This window comes from Starkeya nomas (assembly GCF_902703545.1).
Classification (GTDB): Bacteria; Pseudomonadota; Alphaproteobacteria; order Rhizobiales; family Xanthobacteraceae; genus Ancylobacter; species Ancylobacter moscoviensis.
This window is the reverse complement of sequence record NZ_CACSAS010000001.1, coordinates 4,465,180-4,481,382: the sequence shown is the minus strand read 5'-3', so window position 1 is coordinate 4,481,382 and position 16,203 is coordinate 4,465,180. Positions and strand designations below refer to the sequence as shown.

At 70.8% G+C, this 16,203-nt stretch carries 12 protein-coding genes and 1 other RNA gene; 6 read left to right on the top strand and 7 right to left on the bottom strand.

Annotated features, from left to right (window positions below; all coding sequences use genetic code 11):
* The first annotated feature begins 87 nt into the window (after nt 1-87).
* From STARVERO_RS21185 to STARVERO_RS21160, 6 genes are all read left to right on the top strand, one after another.
* Nucleotides 88-1,185, top strand: a complete 1,098-nt coding sequence (locus tag STARVERO_RS21185) for a linear amide C-N hydrolase (protein ID WP_200837882.1) — start codon at nt 88-90, stop codon at nt 1,183-1,185.
* Between the two features lie 64 nt (nt 1,186-1,249).
* On the top strand, nt 1,250-2,203 hold the full coding sequence (gene pip / locus STARVERO_RS21180) for a prolyl aminopeptidase (protein ID WP_159601377.1): 954 nt from the start codon (nt 1,250-1,252) through the stop codon (nt 2,201-2,203).
* 124 nt (nt 2,204-2,327) lie between these two features.
* A complete protein-coding gene (gene ampC, locus STARVERO_RS21175) occupies nt 2,328-3,482 on the top strand; it encodes a class C beta-lactamase (RefSeq protein ID WP_244616860.1) in 1,155 nt (384 codons plus the stop codon).
* Nucleotides 3,483-3,548: 66 nt separating this feature from the next.
* Nucleotides 3,549-3,647: signal recognition particle sRNA small type (gene ffs / locus STARVERO_RS21170), an RNA gene on the top strand.
* 153 nt (nt 3,648-3,800) lie between these two features.
* Entirely contained in the window at nt 3,801-5,783 is a 1,983-nt protein-coding gene (locus STARVERO_RS21165) for a DNA polymerase III subunit gamma/tau (RefSeq protein WP_159601373.1), read from the top strand.
* Between the two features lie 13 nt (nt 5,784-5,796).
* Nucleotides 5,797-6,117: a YbaB/EbfC family nucleoid-associated protein gene (locus STARVERO_RS21160; RefSeq protein WP_144341741.1), complete on the top strand. Its 321-nt coding sequence runs from the start codon at nt 5,797-5,799 to the stop codon at nt 6,115-6,117.
* 168 nt (nt 6,118-6,285) lie between these two features.
* Here STARVERO_RS21160 and STARVERO_RS21155 read toward each other — a convergent pair whose 3' ends face one another.
* From STARVERO_RS21155 to ccoG, 7 genes are all read right to left on the bottom strand, one after another.
* A complete protein-coding gene (locus STARVERO_RS21155) occupies nt 6,286-6,900 on the bottom strand; it encodes a TetR/AcrR family transcriptional regulator (protein WP_159601371.1) in 615 nt (204 codons plus the stop codon).
* On the bottom strand, nt 6,897-10,310 hold the full coding sequence (locus STARVERO_RS21150) for an acyl-[ACP]--phospholipid O-acyltransferase (RefSeq protein WP_159601369.1): 3,414 nt from the start codon (nt 10,308-10,310) through the stop codon (nt 6,897-6,899). The genes STARVERO_RS21155 and STARVERO_RS21150 overlap by 4 nt, the downstream gene beginning before the upstream one ends.
* A 132-nt stretch (nt 10,311-10,442) precedes the next feature.
* Entirely contained in the window at nt 10,443-11,606 is a 1,164-nt protein-coding gene (locus STARVERO_RS21145) for an MFS transporter (protein ID WP_159601367.1), read from the bottom strand.
* A complete protein-coding gene (gene ccoS, locus STARVERO_RS21140; protein WP_144341737.1) occupies nt 11,603-11,794 on the bottom strand; it encodes a cbb3-type cytochrome oxidase assembly protein CcoS in 192 nt (63 codons plus the stop codon). The genes STARVERO_RS21145 and ccoS overlap by 4 nt, the downstream gene beginning before the upstream one ends.
* Nucleotides 11,791-14,148 (bottom strand): heavy metal translocating P-type ATPase, encoded by a 2,358-nt coding sequence (locus STARVERO_RS21135; RefSeq protein WP_159601365.1) that lies wholly within the window; start codon nt 14,146-14,148, stop codon nt 11,791-11,793. The genes ccoS and STARVERO_RS21135 overlap by 4 nt, the downstream gene beginning before the upstream one ends.
* A gap of 11 nt (nt 14,149-14,159) precedes the next feature.
* Entirely contained in the window at nt 14,160-14,654 is a 495-nt protein-coding gene (locus tag STARVERO_RS21130) for a FixH family protein (RefSeq protein WP_159601363.1), read from the bottom strand.
* Between the two features lie 21 nt (nt 14,655-14,675).
* Complete coding sequence (gene ccoG, locus STARVERO_RS21125) at nt 14,676-16,145, bottom strand: cytochrome c oxidase accessory protein CcoG (protein ID WP_159601361.1); 1,470 nt, start codon at nt 16,143-16,145, stop codon at nt 14,676-14,678.
* Nucleotides 16,146-16,203 lie beyond the last annotated feature (58 nt).

Below are 16,203 nucleotides of genomic sequence, written 5' to 3'. Positions count from 1 at the left end.
GGGCCCTCCCCGCCCGCAGCGACGCGTTCGCGCGCCGTCCTATGTGCGCGTCGCCATGCGGCGCATGACCCATCCGGAGCCAAGCCGATGCCGCACCGCTTCATCCGTCGCTCCGCCCGCGTGGCGGAACGCCTGTCCGGGCGCCTGATCGCCCTCGCGCTCGCCGGCCTTCTCGCCGCCGGTCCCGCCCCGGCGCTCGCCTGCACCCGCCTCGTCTATCTCGGGCCGGAGGGCAACGTCATGACCGCCCGCTCCATGGACTGGACGACGGACATCCCGACCAATCTGTGGATCCTGCCGCGCGGCATCGCGCGCGAGGGCAAGGCCGGGCCGAACTCGATCCGCTGGACGGCGAAGCATGGCAGCGTCGTCGCCTCCGGCTTCGACGTGGCGACGGTGGACGGGGTGAACGAGGTCGGCCTCGCCGCCAACGTGCTCTGGCTCACCGAATCCGAATATCCGCCCTTCGACGGCAGCAAGCCCGGCCTCGCCATCTCGCTGTGGGCGCAATACGTGCTGGACAATTACGCTACCGTGGCCGAGGCGGTGGCGGTGCTGGAGACGGAGCCCTTCACCGTCGTCTCCGCCGACCTGCCGGACGGCTCGCGCCTCGCCACGCTGCACATGGCGATTTCCGACCCGACCGGCGACAGCGCGGTGATCGAATATATCGGCGGCCGGCAAATCATCCACCACGGCCGGCAGTATCAGGTGATGACCAACTCGCCGAGCTACGACCAGCAGCTCGCGCTCTCCAGCTACTGGGAGCAGATCGGCGGGCTGATCATGCTGCCCGGCACCAACCGGGCCGCCGACCGCTTCACCCGCGCCTCCTTCTACGTGAACGCCATCCCGAAGGAGAAGGACCCCAACCTCGCCCTCGCCAGCGTGTTCAGCGTCATCCGCAACGTCTCGGTGCCCTACGGCCTCAACACGCCCGAGCAGCCCTACGTCTCCTCGACCCGCTGGCGCTCGGTGGTCGACCACCGGCGCAAGCTCTACTTCTTCGAATCGGCGGTGACGCCCAACGTGTTCTGGGTGAGCCTCGGCTCGATCGACTTCTCGGCCGAGACCGGCAAGGTGAAGAAGCTGGAGCTCGGCCCGCGGCAGGACATCACCTATGACGGCGACGCCACCGCCAAGTTCACGGACGCGGCGCCGTTCACCTTCATGGGGGTCAAGTGATCCCCGGACCGGCCCGCCGCCCATCGCCCTCCGCCTTCCTTCCCCGGACATATGGCCCGCCGACATGAGCGAACTGCGCAGCTTCTATCCGCCGATCGAGCCCTTCGAGACCGGCATGCTGGATGTCGGCGACGGCCATTCCATCTACTGGGAGCGCGTCGGCACCCGGGGTGCCAAGCCGGTGGTGTTCTTGCATGGCGGGCCAGGCGGCGGCATCTCGCCGGGGCAGCGCCGCCTGTTCGACCCCGCCCGCTACGACGTGATCCTGTTCGACCAGCGCGGCTGCGGACGCTCCACGCCCTATGCGGAGCTGGAGAACAACACGACCTGGCACCTCGTCGCCGACATCGAGCGCCTGCGCGAGACATTCGCCTTCGCGCGGTGGCAGGTCTTCGGCGGCTCCTGGGGCTCGACGCTGGCGCTCGCCTATGCGCAGACGCACCCCGAACGGGTCAGCGAGCTGATCCTGCGCGGCGTCTACACGCTCACCCGCGCCGAGCTCGACTGGTACTACCGCTTCGGCGTCTCGCAGATGTTCCCCGACAAGTGGGAACGCTTCCTCGCGCCGCTGAAGAGCGAGGCCGAGCGCGCCGACCCGATCCGCGCCTACCGCGCCCTGCTCACCGGCCCGGACGAGGCGGTGAAGCTGGAAGCCGCCAAGGCGTGGGCGATCTGGGAGGGCGAGACCATCACGCTGCTGCCGGACCCCGCCTTCACCACCCCCTTCCGCGACGGACATTACGCGCTGGCCTTCGCGCGCATCGAGAACCACTTCTTCGTCCACGACGCCTGGCTGCGGGAGCGCCAGTTGCTCGACGACGCCCACCGGCTGACGGGCATTCCGGGGGTGATCGTCCATGGGCGCTACGACATGCCCTGCCCGGCGCGCTACGCTTGGGAACTGCACAAGGCGTGGCCGGACGCCGAGTTCCACCTGATCGAGGGCGCCGGGCACGCCTATTCCGAGCCGGGGATACTGGACCAGCTGATCCGGGCTACCGACAAATTTGCCGGCTAAATATTTGAGGCGCGTCGACTGGGATGGGGAAAAAGGGAAGAAATCGGCCAGCCTCCCAACGGTGGCCAAATTCGCCCGCTAGGTCCGTCGCACTCAACGGCCCTGCACTCAACGGACCCTGGTGATGCACGTCTCCCGCCGCGCCCTGCCGATGCTCCTCGCCCTGATCGCGCTCGCCACGCCGGCAGCGGCGCAGGAAGACGCCGATTTCCGGCGCCTCGCCGACGGCATCTTCCGCCCGCTCGCCAAGGCCAACGGCATTCCCGGCCTCGTCGTCGGCGTCACGTGGAACGGACGGCACGCGATCTACGCCCTCGGGCAGACGGCGCGGGAGGGCGGCGCGCCGGTGGATGGCGACACGCTGTTCGAACTCGGCTCGGTCAGCAAGACCTTCAACGTCGCCCTCGCGACGCTGGCCGCCGAACGCGGCGAGATGGTGCTCGACGCCCCGGTCTCGACCTATCTGCCCCGGCTGAAGGACACGCCCTTCGGCGCCCTCACCGCCATCGACCTCGCCACCCACGCCACCGGCGGCCTGCCGCTGCAGCTGCCGCCCGGCATCGCCAGCGAGCAGGCGCTGCTCGACTGGCTGGCCGCCTGGCGCCCGGCGGCGGCGCCCGAGACGCGCCGTTCCTATTCCAATGTCAGCATCGGCGTGCTCGGCCTGGCGACGGCGCGCGCGCTCGGCACCCGCTTCTCCACCGCCGCGCAGGACGAACTCTTTCCCCTGCTGGGGTTGACGAGCACCTTCGTCAACGTGCCGCCGGCGGCCATGCCGCGCTACGCCATGGGCTACACCAAGGCGAACCGCCCGGCGCGGGTGACGCCGACGCTGCTGGAGCCGGAAGCCTACGGGGTGAAGTCCACCGCCCGCGACATGCTGCGCTTCCTCGACGCCCATCTCGGCGCCGCCGAGCTGCCGCCGCAGGCCGTGCGCGCGCTCGCCCGCACCCGCACCGGCTATTTCGAGACCGCCTCCTATGTGCAGGACATGATCTGGGAGCAGTATCCCTGGCCGGTCGGCCTCGACCGCCTGCTCGCCGGCAATTCGATGGACATGGCGCTGAAGCCGCAGCCCTTCACCCGGCTCGCCCCGCCGCTGGCGCCGCAGACCGACGTGCTGATCAACAAGACCGGCTCGACCAACGGCTTCGGCGCCTATGTGGTGATGCTGCCGGCGTCGAAGCTCGGCATCGTCGTGCTGGCCAACCGCAACTACCCCAACGCCGAGCGGGTGAAGGCGGTCTACCGGCTGATCGAGGGGCTGGCGGGGCGGTGACCGGCCCCGGATGCGGGAGATCGGGGCCCCCTTGCATCGCCCGCCCATCTGCCCGATATAGGCGGCGGGAGGTTGGCGGTGGACGAGCCACTCGCCAACCGGGTCAGATCCGGAAGGAAGCAGCCCCAACGAGCCCGGTCTCGGGTCTCTGTCCAGCCTCCCACCTCATTGCCCCGCATCGACGGCCGATCGCGCTCCCGCTTCGCGCGGGCGCGGCCGCGACGATGCGCCCTTCCCCGATTTTTCCCCATCCGCGCGCCGCGGCGGTTGCCCCATGGGCCACCGGCGATGATATGAAGGGGCCATGAGCGAGGGACGATGAGCGCCGACACGCCCGACATGTCCGACGAGACCACCGGCCTGATGCCCGACGAAGGCCCGGGCCTGGGGTTCGACACGCCCGTCGCCGCGGCCGCGCCGTCGTCCTCCCCCGCCACGCCCTACCGCGTGCTGGCGCGCAAGTACCGGCCGCAGACCTTCGCCGACCTGATCGGCCAGGAGGCGATGGTCCGCACGCTGAAGAACGCCTTCGCGTCCGGCCGCATCGCGCAGGCCTACATCCTCACCGGCGTGCGCGGCGTGGGAAAGACCACCACCGCCCGCATCCTCGCCCGCGCGCTCAACTACGAGCCGGCCGACGGCCCAGCGGGCGGCGGCGCGCCGACGCTCGACATGCCCGTGCTCGGCCGCCACTGCCGCGACATCATCGAGAGCCGGCACGTCGACGTGCAGGAGATGGACGCCGCCTCCAACACCGGCATCGGCGATATCAGGGAGATCATCGAGGCGGCGCGCTACAAGCCGGTGCTGGCGCGCTACAAGGTCTTCATCATCGACGAAGTGCACATGCTCTCGACGGCGGCCTTCAACGGCCTGCTGAAGACGCTCGAGGAGCCGCCCGAGCATGTGAAGTTCATCTTCGCCACCACAGAGATCCGCAAGGTGCCGGTGACGGTGCTCTCGCGCACCCAGCGCTTCGACCTGCGCCGCGTCGAGGCCGGCACGCTGGCGCGGCATCTGCGCGGCATCTGCGACGCCGAGGGCGTGGGCATCGACACCGAGGCGCTGAGCCTCGTGGCGCGCGCCGCCGAGGGCTCGGTGCGCGACGCGCTCTCGCTGCTCGACCAGGCGATCGCCCATGCGGGCGGGCAAACCTCCGGCAACACCGTGCATGGCGAACAGGTGCGCGCGCTGCTGGGGCTGGCGGATCGCGGGCGGATAATCGACCTGTTCGAGCAGATCATGAAGGGCGACATCGCCCAGGCGCTGACCGAGCTGCGCGAGCAGTACGATTCCGGCGCCGACCCGGCGGTCGTCATCACCGACCTCGCCGAGTTCACCCATCTCGTCACCAAGCTGAAGATCCTGCCGGAGACCGGCGACGACCCCGCCCTGGTCGAGGCGGAGCGCACGCGCGGGCGCGACTTCGCCAAGGCGCTGTCCATGCGGGTGCTCTCACGGGCGTGGCAGATGCTGACCAAGGGCCTCGCCGAGGTGCAGCAGGCGGCAAAGCCCATGCAGGCGGCGGAGATGGTGCTGGTGCGCCTCGCCTATGCCAGCGATCTGCCGACCCCGGACGAGGCGCTGCGCCGACTGCGCGAGGGCGCAGCGGACGAGCCGGCCAGCCGGCCGCCGGCGGGCGGCAATGGTTCCGGCGGACCCACAGGAGGCGGCGTCGCGGGGAGCGGCATTGGCGGCGGGTCGGCGATGGCGGCGACGGCGCCCCGCGCCTTCAGCGCCCCCACACCCGCGCCCTCTTCCGCCCCCAGTGCGGCGAGCCACCTCTCGGTCGCCGCGCGCGGCATGCCCCGCCCTGCCCCGGCCGCCTCGCCCGAAACCGCGCCGGGCACGCAGCTCGGCACTTTCGACGAAGTGGTGGCGCTGGCCGCGGCCAGGCGCGACCTGAAGACGAAGTTCTCGCTGGAGAACCATGTCCGGCTCGTCGCCTTCGAGGATGGCCGGCTGGAACTGGCGCTAGCGCCGGGTGGTTCGCCGAACCTGATCCAGGAACTGCAGTCCAAGCTCTCCGAATGGACCGGCCGGCGCTGGCTGGTCGCGCTCTCGCGCGAGGAGGGCGAGCCGACACTCGCCGAGCAGGCGAAATCCGCCCGCGACGCGATGATGACCGGCGTGCGCGCCGACCCGCTCGTCGCCGCCGCGCTGGCGCGCTTCCCCGGTGCCTCCATCGTCGACGTACGCACGCAGGCGGTGGACGAGCAGGGCACCGATTTCGTAAGCGATTCCGATCTGATGGCCGCCCGCGACGACGGGCCGGGGCCGGACGACGAGATCGAGTTCTGACAAGGAGTTCCGGATGAAAGACCTTCTCGGCATCATGTCCAAGGTGAAGGAGATGCAGTCCAAGATGGAGCAGCTCCAGGCCGAGCTGGACTCCGTCGAGGTCGACGGCGCGGCCGGCGGCGGCATGGTCACGGTGCGTCTCACCGCCAAGGGCGCGCTGAAGGCCATCCATATCGACCCGAGCCTGCTCAACCCGGACGAGGCCGAAATCCTCGAAGACCTCGTGGTCGCCGCCCATGCCGAGGCACGCGCCAAGGGCGAGCGTCTCGTGCAGGAAAAGACGCAGGCCCTGACCGCCGGCCTGCCCATTCCGCCCGGCATGAAACTGTTCTGAGGGCGACGACGCCTTCCTCATAGACCGTCATCCCGGCCGAAGACGAAGCCGCAGAGCCGGGATCGCTCTCCAATCGGCACCCGATCCCGGATCGGTCCTGCGGACCGTCCGGGATGACGGCGTGAGAAAAGTCGTGGATGCCCGGGACAAGCCCGGGCATGACGGCGCTCAGGGTTTTCCCGCCCCTTCCACGATGGCCGTGACGGCGCGGGCGATGGCGTCGGCCTGCGTCGACAGCGGCCCCTCGATCCGCCCATAAAGCGCGAACACCGCCGGCTGCACGACGCAACCCAGCGCCATGGCGCCGACGAGGCCGGCGCGGGCGGCCGGCACGCCGGCCCGGCGCATCAGTCGCGCCACCGCCTCCACCACGTTTTCCTCCGGCCCCTCCGGTACCGAGCCCAGATGCTCGTGCTGGTGGATGAGCAGATAGGCGAACAGCGCCGGCTCGGTGTCGAACAGCCGGCAGGCGCGCGCGACCACGGCGGCGAGCCGGGAGGCGAGGTCCGGCTCGCGGTCGTCGATGGCGCAGATCTCCGCCGCCAGCGCCGCGTAACGGGTAAGGAACAATTCGCGCGCCAGTTCCTCCTTGGAGGCGAAGTGGCGGTAGAGCGCCCCCTCGCTCACCCCCACCCCCTGGGCGATGTCGCGCACCGAGGTGCCCGCCACGCCCTTGCCGGCGAACAGCTCCAGCGCCACCGCCTCGATGCGGGCCCGGGTGTCGGCGCCGTCGCGCCCCCGGCGGACGCCGCCGCGCGACGGGGTGCGCCGCGGCGCGTTCACACGTTTTCTCCCGCCGCCCTGGCGCCGCGCGCGGCGATGGTCTCCAGCGCGATGACGCGGGCCTTGGTAAAGTCCACCTTGCCGCTGCCGAGCAGCGGCAGTTCGTCCATGGGCAGGATCTCGGCGGGGATCATCAGCTCGCTCACGCCGCGCTCGCGGCCATGCGCCTGCAAGGCCGCGCGGGTGAGATCCGGGGCGGTGGTCATCAGGATGATGCGCTCGCCGCGCCGGGCGTCCGGCACCGCGACCGCCACATGCTCGGCATCGGGACGGAGCGCCGCCACCATGGCGTCGACGGCGGCAAGCGAGATCATCTCGCCGGCGATCTTGGCGAAGCGCTTCACCCGCCCGCGAATGGTGACGAAGCCCTCCTCGTCGATGGCGACGATGTCGCCGGTGTCGTACCAGCCATGTTCCGGCGGCTCGATCACGCCGGGCGCCTCGGCGCGCAGATAGCCGAGCATCACGTTCGGCCCGCGCACCTGCAGCCGGCCGCCATCCTCGATGCCGGGCATCGCCTCCAGATGGTGGTTGATGCCGGGCAGCAGCCGGCCCACCGTGCCGACGCGGTTGAACATCGGCGTGTTCACCGCCAGCACGGGCGAGCATTCGGTGACGCCGTAGCCTTCGAGGATGCGGTGGCCGAACTTTTCCATCCAGACGCGGCGCGTCTCGGCCTTGACCGGCTCCGCCCCCGCCACGACGAAGCGCAGCGAGCGGAAGTCATAGGGGTTCGCGGTGCGGGCATAGCCCATGAGGAAGGTGTCGGTGCCGACGATGGCGGTGGCGTTGGTGGCGTAGACCAGCTCCGGGATGATCCGGTAGTGCAGCGGCGAGGGGTAGAGGTAGCACTTCAGCCCCGAGACCAGCGGCAGCATCAGCCCGCCGGTGAGCCCGAAGGAATGGAACACCGGCAGCACGTTGAACATGATGTCGGCGGGCGAGAAGTCGATCCGCGCCGCCACCTGCGCGACGTTGGTCAGCACGTTGCGGTGGGAGAGCACGACGCCCTTCGGCGACCCCTCCGAGCCCGAGGTGAAGAGGATGAAGGCCGGGCTGTCGGGATCGGCGGGCCTGGGCGAGCGCGAGGGCAGCATGGCCGCGAGCTTGTCGGCGGTGGTGACGCTGGCCCGGATCTCCTCGCTCATCAGCACGCGGACATGCTTCTCCAGCTCGGCGACGTCCGCTTCGAGCCGGGCCTTCTCGATGAAGGCGCGCGAGGCGACGACGAGTTTCACCTCGGCCGCGGTGCAGGCGGCGACGAGATTGGTGGCGCCAGCGGTGTAGTTCAGCATCACCGGCACGCGGCCATGGCGGGCCAGGGCCATGAGCACCACGGCGAGGCCGGCGGCGTTGGGCAGCAGCACACCGACCTTCTCGCCCGGCTGGGTCTGCGCCTCCAGCTTGGCGCCGAGGATCTTCGCGCCGAGCAGCAGCTTGCGATAGGTGAGCACCGTGCCGAGCGGGTCCTCGACCACGATGCGCCCCTTGCCGAGGCGCACCGCCGCCTCCTCCACCGCCTGATAGACGCTCATGCGGGTGTGGCTGGTCTCGAAAACGAGGTCGCTCATCACGTCGTAGAGCGCCGCGCCGGCCATGCGCCGGCGCCTGCGGCCGAACAGCTCGGGATCGACCTTGAGCTTGCGCGGCGGGAGGATGGTGACGCGCACCTTGGGGAACAGCCGCTTGCGGGTCTGGTGACTGTCCAGCCGCGAGAAATAGGTCTGCTCCAGCCCCTCGATGCGCACCGGCACGACGGATGCATCCGCCTTGTCGGCGACGAGGGCCGAGCCGTCATAGATCTTCATGATCGAGCCGGTGACGGTGATCCGCCCTTCCGGGAAGATGACCAGCTGCTCGCCCTGCTGGACGAGGCGGATGAGGTCGCGCGTCGCCAGCGGCTTGGTCGGGTCGAGCGGAAAGGCGCGCACCAGCTTGAGGAAGGGCTTCACCCACCAGCGCTCGGCGATGCCGCGATCGACCGCGAAGACGGGATCGTTGTCGAGCAGCGCCATGATCAGCGGCGCGTCGAGGAAGCTCACATGGTTGATGGCGATCACCGAGCCGGGGCCGGCGGCCTTGAGATGCTCGGCCCCCGTCACCTCGACGCGGAACAGCACCCGGAACACCAGTTTGATGAGGTCGCGCAGCACCTGCCCCTGGAAGGCGCGCCCCACCATCACCGCGACGACGAGGCTGGCGCCGCCGATGATGGCGATCAGCGCGGGGGCGCCGAGGCCGGCGATCTGCAGGCCCGCCACCACCACCGCGCCCGCCACCATGAAGGCGGCGTTGAGCACATTGTTGCCGGCGATCACCCGGGCACGGCGGTCCTCGCCGGCCTCGGCCTGGATATAGGCGAAGGTCGGGACCACGAAGGCGCCGCCGGACGCGGCGAGGCCGATGAGCCCGATGGCGGCGTGGATGCCCGGCCCCGAGGTGAGGAATTCGTACCAGCCGACCGGCGCGGCGCCCGGCGTCAGCGAGCCCATCAGCCCGGCGACGTAGAAGGCGAAGAAGCCCATCAGCAAGCCGGCAGCCGGCACGATGGCGAGCATGATGCGCCCTTCCGACAGCCGGGCGGCCAGCGTCGAGCCGATGGCGACACCGACGGTGAAGAGCACGAGGAACAGCGTCACCACGCTTTCCAGCCCGCCGACACTCTCCTTCACCAGCGTCGGCAGCAGCGACAGCACGACGGCGCCGACGAGCCAGAACCAGGAGACGATCAGCGCACCGCGCCAGATCGGCGGTTCGGACCTGAGCTCGGCCAGCAGCGTCATCGTGCTGCGCCAGATGTTGCGGTCGATCTTCAGATTCGGGTCGCCCGGCAGGGTGCGCGGGATGGCGCGGGCCGACAGCCAGGCGATCACCGCCAGCACGAAGGTGAAGCCGGCGACCGCCCAGTCGCCGGTATGGGTGATGGCAAGCGCGCCGCCGACCGTGCCGCCGAGGATGGCGGCGAAGGTGGCGGTCTCGATCAGCGCGTTGCCGGCGACGAGCTCGTCCTCGGCGAGGTGATCCGGCAGGATGCCGTACTTCACCGGCCCGAACAGCGCGCTGAGCGTGCCCATCAGGAACAGGCCGACGAACAGGACGGGGATCGACTGCATCACGAAGCCGGCGCTGGCGACCAGCACGATCCAGATCTCGGCGAACTTCACCCGCCGGGCGATCCGCGACTTGTCGTAACGGTCGGCGAGCTGGCCCCCGAGGCTCGAAAACAGGAAGAAGGGCAGGATGAACACCCCACCCGCCAGCGTCACCAACGCACCGCCATTCACATGGGCGATGCCATAGAGGATCAGCAGCGCCATCGCGTTCTTCACGAAGTTGTCGTTGAACGCGGCGAAGAACTGGCACCAGAACAGCGGAGCGAAACGCCGGGCCGTCATGAGCCGCGTGAACATCGCCGATCCTCCCGATTCGTTTTTTGTCAGTGAACGATCACTTACATAAATGCGGCGACCGGTCAAGCAAGCGAGCCGGCGCGCGCGGACATGCCGGAAATCGGTGCGTTCAGGAGGAAGCGGGCGGGCGCGTCAGACGAAGGTCCCGACGAGCGCCGCCGTCAGCAGCAGGCCGTCATGCACGGCGAGCTGGAGGCGCGTGGGCGTGCCGGCGGCGTGCAGCATCAGCGTCGCGCCGAGAGTGGCCAGCGACCAGCCGGCGCCCACCGCGAGGAAGGCGGCCGCGATCAGGCCTGCCTCGCTAGCCTGCGCCGCCACGACCGCCGCGCCGACGCACAGGAGCAGCGCGCCGGCCGCCAGCGGCGTCGCGCCGATCCTGCGCGCCAGGGCACCGCCGGCCAGCGCCGGGGCGTACATCGCCACCACATGCCAGGCGACGACGCCGGAGATCAGCGGCACGCCGACCCCGCAGCCGGCCAGCGACAGGGGCGCGCCGGCCATGGCGCTGGTCATGGCGCCCCAGGCGAGCGCGCCGAGCAGGGTCGGCAGGACCAGAGCCCGCCAGGCCAGCGGCGTGGAAACCGGCGCGGCCTGCATCGCCTCGACAGTCAGCTCGGCATGGGAGAAGCGCGCTTCCGGCAACGCCACCGCGAAGGCCAGCGCGCCGAGCTGGGCGAGGGCCGCCAGCACCAGCGTGCCGGCGAAGGTGTAGGGCAGGAACAGCTCCTCCGCCGTCCCGGCCAGCAGCGGGCCGACGAGGCCGGCCAGCGCGCCGGCGCCGATCAGCCGCGCCACGGCGGCGCCCCGCCCATCGCTCCCCGCGCCGAAGGCCGCCGCGTGGCGGTAGAACATGCCGAAGCCCTGCGCGGCACCGAGCCAGAGCGCCCCGAGCACCAGCATCGGGAAGGCCGCGAGCATCATCGCATAGGCCGCGAGCAGCCCGCCGGCGACGCCGAGGCTCGCCCCGAGCGCGAAGCCGGCGCGACGGCCGAAAGTGTCGAGCAGGAAACTCGCCGGCAGGCTGGCGAGCGCCGCGCCGAGCAGGAAGGCGGCGAGCGGCAGGGAAGCGAGCGGGAGGGAGCCGGCACTTTCCGGGGGCGCCAGCATTGCGCCCGCCAGCGGCAGCGCCCCGAGCGTCAGCGCCTGCGCCAGCACCACCAGTGCGAAGCCGGCGGCGAGGCGGCCGGAGCCGAGCGAGCGGCGCAGCGCGCGGGGCGAATCTTCCGGGCAGGCGCAGCCGAGCCGCCCGGCCCGTGCGGCCTCGCTCTCGACGGCGAGGAGGTTGGCCCCGCTCATCCCCGCGCGCCCCTGCCGCGCGGGGACCCGGAGGCATCGTCCTCACGCAGGTCGTCGTCGGCGAGCACCCGGACGGCGGCGCCTTCCAGATCGTCGTACTGGCCGGCCCGCAGCGACCACAGGAAGGCGGCGAGGCCGAGGAAGCCGAGGCTCAGCGCCGCCGGCACGAGATAGAGAAGCACGCTCATGCCACCTCCCCGGCCCCGAGCGGGGCGCTGTTCGCGACGACGGCAGGTACGGCGGGCACGGGGCGCGCGCTCTGGGGCCTCGCGCCGCTGCGCGCCCGCAGCGCGTTGAGCGTGACGATCACCGACGAGCCGGACATGGCGAGGGCCGCGACCAGCGGCGTCACATAGCCGGCGATGGCCAGCGGCACGGCAATGAGATTGTAGACCACGGCGATCATCAGGTTCTGCCGCATCAGGTGGCGCGCCTTGGCGGCCACGTGGAGCGCGGTGGCGACCGGGCCCAGCTTCTCGCCGAGGAACACCGCATCGGCATGGGCGCGGGTCACGTCCGCTGCGGTGATCGGCGACAGCGAGACATGGGCGGCGGCGAGCGAGGGCGCGTCGTTGATGCCGTCACCGACCATCAGCACGCGCCGGCGCTTGGCGGCGAGGCTTTCCAGCACCGCGATCTTGTCGCCGGGACGCGCCTCGGCCCACCAGTCGGCGATGCCGAGCGCGGCTGCCACCGGCGCTACCGCCGCGCGACGGTCGCCCGAGAGCAGCACGACCTGCTTGCCGGCGCGCCGCAGCTCGTCGATCACCGCCCGCGCGTCCGGCCGCAGCGCCTGCCGCACCTTCAGCACCGCGCATCGATCGCCCAGCCGCACGGCCACGAAGGAGGCGTCGGGCGCCTCGGCGGCCGCGGCGGCGGCAAGATTCTGGCAGCCGCAGAAGGAGGGACTGCCCAGCCGGGCCGCCACGCCGTCGATCTGCGCCTCGACACCCGCCCCGGACACCTCGCGGGCATCCTCCGGCGGCACGGCGCCGGGATGGGCGGCGGCGATCGCCCGCGCCAGCGGATGGGTGCTGGCGAGCGCGAGCCGGGCGGCAGCGGCCAGCAGCGCCGGGGGCACCGCGGCTTCATCCGCCAGACGCGGCTCGGGAAGGGTGAGCGTGCCGGTCTTGTCGAAGGCGACGGTGTCGATCTCGGCCAGCCGTTCGAAGGTGTCACCGGAATTGATCAGCACGCCGTTGCGCATCAGCGTGCCGGCGGCCACCACCTGCACCGCCGGCACGGCCAGCGCCAGCGCACAGGGGCAGGTGATGATGAGCACCGCCACGGCGATGAGCACCGCCTGATGCACCGAGGCGCCGACGAGCAGCCAGCCGACGAGCGACAGCAGCGCGGTGGTGTGCACCATCGGCGCGTAGAGCCGCGCCGCGCGGTCGGCAAGGCGGATGTAGCGACCGCGCGCCGTCGAGGCCTTGTCGAGCAGCCGCTCGATCTCGTCGAGGAAGGTGTCCTCGCCCACCGCCGTGGTCCGCAGGCGCAGCACGCCGTCATGGATCAGGCTGCCGGCGTGCACGGTCTCGCCGGCAGCCACCGCACGCGGCAGCGTCTCGCCGGTCACCAGGCTGTCGTCGACCGAGGCGGTGCCGGAGAGCACCACGCCGTCGACCGGCGCGCGTTCGCCAGCGCGCAGCATCACCTCGTCGCCGGGCTTCACGGCGGCGGCGGGCACGGTGACCAACCGCCCGTCCGGCTCGACGCGATTGGCGGTCATCGCCTTCAACGCGGCGAGATTGCCGGCCTCCGCCCGCGTCTTGCGGCGCATGGCGTGGTCGAGATAGCGGCCGGTGAGCAGGAAGAAGAGCAGCATCACCGCCGAGTCGAAATAGGCGTGCTCGCCGTGATGCAGCGTCTCGAACACCGACACGCCCAGCGCCAGCAGCACGCCGAGCGAGATCGGCACGTCCATGTTGAGCGAGCGCGATCTCAGCGCCCGCAGGGCGCTCTGGAAGAAGGGCTGGCCGGCATAGGCGGCGGCCGGCAGCGCGATCAGCGCCGAGAGCCAGTGGAAGAGGTCGCGCGTCTCCGGCGTGATGTCGGTGACGTTGCCCGACCACACCGACACCGACAGCAGCATGATGTTCATCATGGCGAAGCCGGCCACGGCGAGGCAGCGCAGCAGGTGGCGCGAGGTCCGGTTCTCGATCTCCTCGAGCCGGTCGGCCTCGAAGGGATAGGCGCGGTAGCCGGTCTTCGCCATCGCCTGCAGCACCACGTCGGGGCGCGGCTCGGCATCGGCGTCCCAGCCGACGGTCAGGCGGTGCGTCGTGTAGTTCAGCCGCGCCCGCGCGACGCCGGGCAGCGCCTCGGCGGCATCCTCGATCTCGTCGATGCAGGCGGCGCAGTCGATGCCCTCGACGGCGAAGGCCATTTCCGCCTGTCCGCCCGGATCGTGGCGCAGGAACAGCGAGTAATCCGGGGCGGAATCCCTGGCGTCGTCCGGCCCGGGCGCCGCCTGCGGCACGGCTCCGCCTGACGGAACCGATCGCCCGGCGGCGGGGAAGGAGATGACCTGCGCGCCCATCTCGCGCGTTCCTAGCGGACGATGACGCGGTTGGTGGAGCGGAACAGGCGCTCGCCGTCGCGGCTGAACTCGATCACCAGTTCCCACTGGCCCGCCGTCACCTCGTCGCTCGCCCGCCACAGGCCGGCGCTCACCGGCACCGGATCGAGCGTCACGTCGAGCCTCCGGTCGGTCGGGTGCTGGAGGACAGCGGTGAGCGCGACATCGGCGAGCGGGCGCCCCTGCGCGTCGCGTGCGGCGACGTCAAGCCGGCCCGGCTCGACATGCGCCTCGACCTTCCAGTTGCGGGCGTCCTGCGCGGCCGCGGCCTCGCTTTCCTGCCGGAAGGCGAGACCGGCCTTATAGGCGCTCTCGGTTTCCACCCCGCCGAAGCTGGTCACGGCGGCGCGCACCAGCAGGAAGTTGGCGCCGAATACCACGCCGAAGAAGGCGATGAAGCAGATCAGCACGGTACGGCCCGTGAGAGGCCGTCCGCCGTCGTCGGGGGAAGTCGCGCGCGATGCCATGGGTCTTCCTCCGGAGGGGCCTCAGGGGCCCTTGAAATGGTCGGGAGCCGAGCTGGTCTCGCCGCCGGCCACATCGGCGATGTGGAAGGTGACGCCGAGCGACGCGTTGGCCGGCAGCCTGGCGTGGGTGGAGACGAGGGCGCGCAGCTCGTAGGTCTGGTCGGGGCCGACCTCGACCACCGGCTGGCCATTCTCGGTCTCGGCGATGCCGCCGGCAATCTCCAGCCGGGCCTCCGGCACGCCCTCGACCGAGATGGCGAAGCGGCGCGGCATCGGCTGCTTGTTGACGATGCGCAGCGTGTAGGCGTTGCGGATCGAGCCGTCGGAAAGCTGGACGAAGAGCGGGTTGCGGTCGTGGATCACGGACACGCCTTCCGAGCCGCGCGTCGCCAGCGCCGCCACCATGATGCCGCCGACCACGGCGATCAGCGCGGTGTAGAGCACGGTGCGGGCGCGGAACAGCTTGCGCACCGGCGGCAGGCCCTTCTGCCGGCGCTGGACGTTCATCTCGGTGTCGTAGGCGATCAGGCCGGCCGGGCGGCCGACCTTCTTCATCACCGTGTCGCAGGCGTCGATGCACAGGCCGCACTGGATGCAGTCGAGCTGGCTGCCGAGCCGGATATCGACCCCGGTCGGGCAGGCGGCGACACACTGGCGGCAATCCACGCAGTCGCCGGCGGGCAGGCCCTGCAGCTTAAGCGCCTCGGCCTTCTTGAAGGAGTTGCGCGGCTCGCCCCGGTCGTAGCGATAGGTGACGTTGAAGGCGTATTCGTCGGTCAGCGCGGCCTGGATGCGCGGCCACGGGCACATATAGGTGCACACCTGCTCACGCATATGGCCGGCGAGCACATAGGTGGTGAAGGTGAGGATGCCGATCCACGCATAGGCGACCAGCGGCGCGGTGCCGGTGAAGAGCTGCCAGACCAGGGTGGGCGCGTCAGCGAAGTAGAGCACCCAGGCGCCGCCGGTCCACCACGCCACCATCAGCCAGAGGAAGTGCTTGGAGGCGGCCTCGAACGCCCGCTGCGCCTTCGAGGCATTCTTCTGCTTCTCGCGGCGCTCGCGCGGATCGCCCTCGACCATGCGCTCGATCGCCTGGAAGAGGTCCGTCCACACGGTCTGCGGGCAGAGATAGCCACACCACAGGCGCCCGGCGACCGCGTTCATCAGGAACAGGACCAGCGCGGCGAGGATGAGCAGGCCGGTGACGTAGTAGATTTCCTGCGGCCAGATCTCGATGAAGAAGAAGTAGAATCGGCCGTTGGCAAGGTCGACGAGCACGGCCTGCGACGGCGCGTTCGGCCCGCGGTCCCAGCGCACGAAGGGCAGCAGGTAGTAGATGCCCAGCGTGATGACGAGCAGCGCCCACTTGATGCGCCGGAACGTGCCGTGCACGGCGATCGGATAAATCTTGCGCCGGGCTTCGTAGAGCGGGGCGTCGTCGACGCCCCCGTCGGCTTCGAGCTTCTGCACCTTGGTCGCCACGTTCATGTCCGTCCCCGACGTCTCGCCTGCCGACGTCTGCCTGTAGGTTTTCTAAACCCGGCGG